Source organism: Diaphorobacter ruginosibacter (assembly GCF_040396215.1).
In the GTDB taxonomy this organism is placed as follows: Bacteria; Pseudomonadota; Gammaproteobacteria; order Burkholderiales; family Burkholderiaceae_C; genus Diaphorobacter_A; species Diaphorobacter_A ruginosibacter_A.
This window is the reverse complement of sequence record NZ_JBEBOW010000191.1, coordinates 1-5,210: the sequence shown is the minus strand read 5'-3', so window position 1 is coordinate 5,210 and position 5,210 is coordinate 1. Positions and strand designations below refer to the sequence as shown.

General features: G+C 66.8%; 4 protein-coding genes. 1 reads left to right on the top strand and 3 read right to left on the bottom strand.

Features of this window, described 5'->3' with window-relative positions; all coding sequences use genetic code 11:
* The 3 genes from ABWP92_RS16370 to ABWP92_RS16360 form a co-directional block, all read right to left on the bottom strand.
* Positions 1-404: MFS transporter (locus tag ABWP92_RS16370; protein ID WP_353236471.1), on the bottom strand; the 404-nt coding region annotated here is incomplete at its 3' end.
* Positions 405-596: 192 nt separating this feature from the next.
* Complete coding sequence (locus ABWP92_RS16365; RefSeq protein WP_353236470.1) at positions 597-2,141, bottom strand: MFS transporter; 1,545 nt, start codon at positions 2,139-2,141, stop codon at positions 597-599.
* Positions 2,142-2,166: 25 nt separating this feature from the next.
* Positions 2,167-2,673, bottom strand: coding sequence for a MarR family winged helix-turn-helix transcriptional regulator (locus tag ABWP92_RS16360; protein ID WP_353236469.1), 507 nt, complete (start codon positions 2,671-2,673; stop codon positions 2,167-2,169).
* A 245-nt stretch (positions 2,674-2,918) separates the two neighbouring features.
* Between ABWP92_RS16360 and uvrA the strand changes: the two genes are divergently transcribed.
* Positions 2,919-5,210: excinuclease ABC subunit UvrA (gene uvrA / locus ABWP92_RS16355; protein ID WP_353236468.1), on the top strand; the 2,292-nt coding region annotated here is incomplete at its 3' end.

Genomic DNA, 5,210 nt, shown 5'->3' with positions numbered 1-5,210 from the left:
AGCGCCATGGCCTTGGTGCGCACGCCGTCGCGCGTCTGGTCGGCCAGCAGCGCGGTGACCGCTGCGGACACCGCGCCAGCGCCCTGGAGCGCGCGCCCGAGCAGCAGCCCCGTGAGGGAATCGGCCATGGCGGCCAGCAGGCTGCCCGCCGCGAAAACGGCCAGGCCGAACACGATCACGCGCTTGCGCCCGAAGCGGTCGGAGGCCATGCCCAGCGGCAATTGCAGGAACGCCTGCGTGAGGCCGTAGATCCCCATCGCCAGGCCGACCATGGCCGGATCGCCGCCACCGGGATATTTGCGCGCCTCCAGCGCGAACACGGGCAGCACCAGGAACAGCCCCAGCATGCGCAGCGCGAAGATCAGCGCGAGGCTGATGCTGGAGCGGCGCTCCTGCGCGGTCATCTTGGTGGGGGCTGGCGAAGGGTTTTTCGAGGATTTATCCGGCACGGGGGTCTGACGCATGGGGCGAAGGGTGCGGCCCGTCGGGCGGCGCGCCTTTCGCCAGGCAATCGTTGTTTATTCCTGATTCTGCCATGTTCGCCTTGTGGTGGGTGCCGCCGGGCGTGCGCGGCCGGGCAATTGCAGCCGGAGGATTCAGCGCAGCCGCCGTTGGGCCGCCACCACCAGGGCGGCCATCGCCGCGGCCGCCGCAAGGAACTGGTAGAGCTGCTGGCAGGCCATGAGCAGGGCTTGCTGGCTGACCAGCTCGCCGAGCTCGGCAAGCGCCGCGGTGCTGGCCTGCGGCGCGATGTAGCCCAGATGCTCGAAATGCGCCTGCATGGATTCGAGCCATGCGTTGGCCGCCTGGTTCGACGGCGTCATGCGGCCGATCAGATCGGTGTAGTGCATGAACTTGCTGTCCTGCAGGGCCACGGCGGCCACCGCCGATGCGAAGGACGACATCATTTGCCGCATGATGTTCTTGCTCTGGTAGCCCTTGGCGAAGTGCCTGGCGTCGAGCGCGCGGAACGTCAGCGCCGCCACCGGCAGCACCATCAGCACGCCGAAGAAGCCCTTGATGGCCAGCGCGCCGTACAGCGCCGAGGCAGGCGCATCCGCGGGAATGCGGCTCAGCCAGAACGACGCCCCCGCCATGGCAACGCAGCCGGCCACCATCAGCGCGCGCTTGTTGGTGATCCGGGCGGCGTATTTAATGTAGAGAACGGCGACCACCAGGCTGATGAAGGCGGCGAAGCTGTTGAGCCAGCCCGTGGTGATCAGCGGAATGCGCAGCCCCCGCTCCGCGAACTGCGGAAACAGGTAATTGCTGAAATTGACGATGAAGTAATACAGCGCGTACAGCGCAATGCCCACCAGGAAGCCCGGATGCGTGAGATCGCGCAGATGCAGCAGCGGCTCGTCATGCCTCCATTGGTGAATGCCGAAAAGGCCCATCAGCAGCACGCCCGCGAGGATCACCAGGGCAAGCCGCCCGGGGCTCTCGAAGAGCTCGAAGCGCGCCTGCGAGAAGCTCCACTGCACGCAGCCGGCCGCCAGCACGAACAGCACGATGGGCGCCACCGACCAGCGCACCGGTGTGCGACTGCGCCCCAGGTGGCGCGGCAGCAGTCCACGCACGCCCACGGCGATGAGCGCGGCCATGGGAAGAACCACCCAGAACACCCAGCGCCAGCCCCAGTTGTCCACCAGCCATGCCGACAACAGCGGTCCGGCCGCCCCCACGCCGAAGATGCTGAGCATGTACACGCGCACGGCCTTGGGCCTGAGCGCGGGAGCGAACAGCATGGGGATCAGCACCCGCGTGCTGATGAAGAACGCGCCCCCGCCCAGCCCCTGCACCAGCCGCGCGGTGGTGAGTTCGGCCAGGTTGCCGGCGCTGGCGGAAGCCAGGTCGCCCAGCGCATAGAGCAGCAGCGCGAGCAGCAGGTACTGCCGGTACCCGAAATGGCGCGACAGCCATTGCTGCAGCGCGATCATCAGCATGCTGCCGATGGCATAGGCGGCCTGCACCTGCGCGAATTCGCGCGGCGCGACTCCGATGCCGCCAAGAATGTGCGACGAGGCAAAAACGAACATGCCGTTCTCGAGGAACTCCATGCCCACCAGCAGGCCCAGCAGCCACATCAGCAGCAGCTGCTTTTCGCGGTGCAGGAAGAGTTGCCAGCGCGGAGCTTTCATGGCGGTGTGTTCGAGCAGCCGGCTCTCAGTCCCGCGCGGGCCGGGTCACGTCCAGCTTCTGCAGCCGGTCGTGGACGCGGCGCAGCTGTTGCTGCATCTCGTGCGTTGCCGCGTCGCCGATGCAGGACCAGATCTGCAGGTAGACCGATTGCACCAGCGGCATGGCGTGCTCCAGCAGTTGCGCGCCCGCCGGGGTGAGCTGCAGCTGCAGGCTGCGCCGGTCCTGGGCATCGGCGCGGCGCACGAGCAGGCCGCGCTGCTCCATGCCGTCGAGCAGCCGCGTGACCTGCGTGCGCGTGGCGTTGAGCGACACGCCAAGCGATGATGGCCTGAGCGGCTCATGCACGCTGTCGGCAAGCAGGTTCAGCGCCAGATACTCCTTCATGTGCAGCGAGAAGGGCGCGAGCGCCTCGTTCACGCGCTGCTCCAGCAGCGCGGCGGAATGCAGCATCAGGCGCGATGCTGCAACCGCATCCAGCACATTCCGGGGCTTGCCCGCGAGAATGCGTTCGAGGCGGGAGTCGAGGCTCATGGCAATGTGCTCCTTCATGGCTAATGATTTCAAATGAGATTATATCGTTCGTAATTAAATCCATGCAACCCATGCGCATCCGGCGGGATGTGCATGGGCTTGTGGGCTTGTCGGGAGCGGCCGGTGCAATCGCCGGGGCGGTGTCCTATGATGTCCGGTTCGCCCGCGATGTGTGAGATTCCATGCCTTCCAAGCAAGACAAGTATCCAAAGACTCCCCGCCCAGAGACCGAGGATGGCCGCTACATGGCTGATTCGCTGCGCCAGCGCCGCATCAGCATCCGCGGGGCGCGCACGCACAACCTCAAGAACATCGACCTGGACATTCCGCGCGACCAGCTCGTCGTGATCACCGGGCTGTCGGGCTCGGGCAAGTCGAGCCTCGCCTTCGACACGCTGTATGCGGAAGGCCAGCGGCGTTACGTGGAAAGCCTGTCCACCTACGCGCGGCAGTTCCTGGGGCGCCTGGACAAGCCCGACGTGGACCTGATCGAAGGGCTTTCCCCCGCCATCAGCATCGAGCAGAAGGCCACCAGCCACAACCCGCGCTCCACCGTGGGAACGGTCACCGAGATCTATGACTACCTGCGGCTGCTCTACGCGCGCGCCGGAACGCCCTATTGCCCCGACCACGGCCAGCCGCTTTCCTCGCAGACCGTCAGCCAGATGGTGGATGCCGTCCTCGCCTTGCCCGAGGACTCGCGCATCATGCTGCTGGCGCCCGTCGCGCGGCAGAAAAAAGGTGAATTCAACGAGCTTTTCACGCAGATGCAGGCGCTTGGCTATGTGCGTTTTCGCGTCGACGCGAACGTATATGAATTCGAGAATCTGCCGCAGCTGAAGAAAACCGAGAAACACGATATCGACGTGGTGATCGACCGCCTGAAGGTGCGCCCGGATGCCAAGCAGCGGCTGGCCGAGAGCATCGAGGCGGTGCTGCGCGTGGGCGGCGCGGAGGGCAATGGCCGCGTGCTGGTGCTGGAGATGGAGTCCGGCAGGGAGCACATGTTCTCCAGCCGGTTCGCCTGCCCCGTGTGCAGCTACTCGCTCGCGGAGCTGGAGCCGCGCCTGTTCTCGTTCAACTCGCCCACCGGCGCGTGCCCCGCGTGCGACGGCATCGGCCAGCAGGAGGTGTTCGATGCGGACCGCGTGGTGGCGTTTCCCTCGCTCAGCCTGGCCAGCGGCGCCATCAAGGGCTGGGACCGCCGCAACGGCTACTACTTCGCCATGCTGGAGAGCCTGGCGCGGCATTACCGCTTCGATGTGGAAACCCCGTTCGAGGAGTTGCCCGCCCAGGTGCGCGACGTGATCCTGAACGGCTCGGGCGCCGAGGAAATCGCGTTCACCTATCTGCTTGACAGCGGCCCGCAAAAAGGCCGGGCGATGGAGCGATCACACCCCTTCGAGGGCATTTTGCCCAACATGGCCAGGCGCTACCGCGAGACGGACTCCTCCGTGGTGCGCGAGGACCTTGCGCGCTATCGCAGCACCCAGCCCTGCACGGACTGCCACGGCGCGCGCCTGCGCCGCGAAGCGCGTTTCGTGAAAGTGGGCGAGGGGGAGGAATCGCTTGCGATCTACGAGATCAGCCACCGCACGCTGTCGGATGCGCTCGCATGGTTCGAGAACCTGAAGCTGCAGGGCGCGAAGGCCGAGATCGCCGACAAGGTCGTGCGCGAGATCGCTTCGCGCCTGAAATTCCTCAACGACGTGGGGCTCAATTACCTGAGCCTGGACCGCAGCGCGGAAACGCTCTCGGGCGGCGAGGCGCAGCGCATCCGGCTCGCCAGCCAGATCGGCTCGGGCCTGACCGGCGTGATGTATGTGCTCGATGAGCCGAGCATCGGCCTGCACCAGCGCGACAACGACCGGCTGATCGGCACGCTGCAGCATCTGCGCGACATCGGCAACAGCGTGATCGTGGTCGAGCATGACGAGGACATGATCCGCGCCGCCGACCATTGCGTGGACATGGGGCCCGGCGCGGGCGTGCATGGCGGCCGGGTCATGGCGCAGGGAACCTACGAGGAACTGTGCGCGCAGCCGCAGTCCCTGACCGGCCAATACCTCTCGGGCAGGCTGAGCATTCCGGTGCCGCCGCGGCGCACGCCGTGGAATCCGGTGCTGGAGCCGGAGCTGTCCGCCGAGCCGGAAAAGCCCTCCAGATCGCGCTTTCCCGAAACACCGGCAAGCCGCCGCAGGGCCGAGCGCCAGCAGGAGCACCGCGCAACGCAGGGCAAGCTGCAGGCGCTGCGCGTGATCGGCGCGACGGGGCACAGCCTCAAGCAGGTGACGGCGGAATTCCCGGTGGGGCTGTTCACCTGCGTGACGGGCGTTTCCGGCTCCGGCAAGAGCACGCTGGTGAACGACACGCTCTACGCCGCCGTGGCGCGCCAGCTCTATCGGGCGCACGACGAGCCCGCGCCGCACGAGGCGATCGAGGGCATCGGCTATTTCGACAAGTGCATCAACGTCGATCAGTCCCCGATCGGCCGCACGCCGCGCAGCAACCCGGCCACCTACACCGGCCTGTTCACG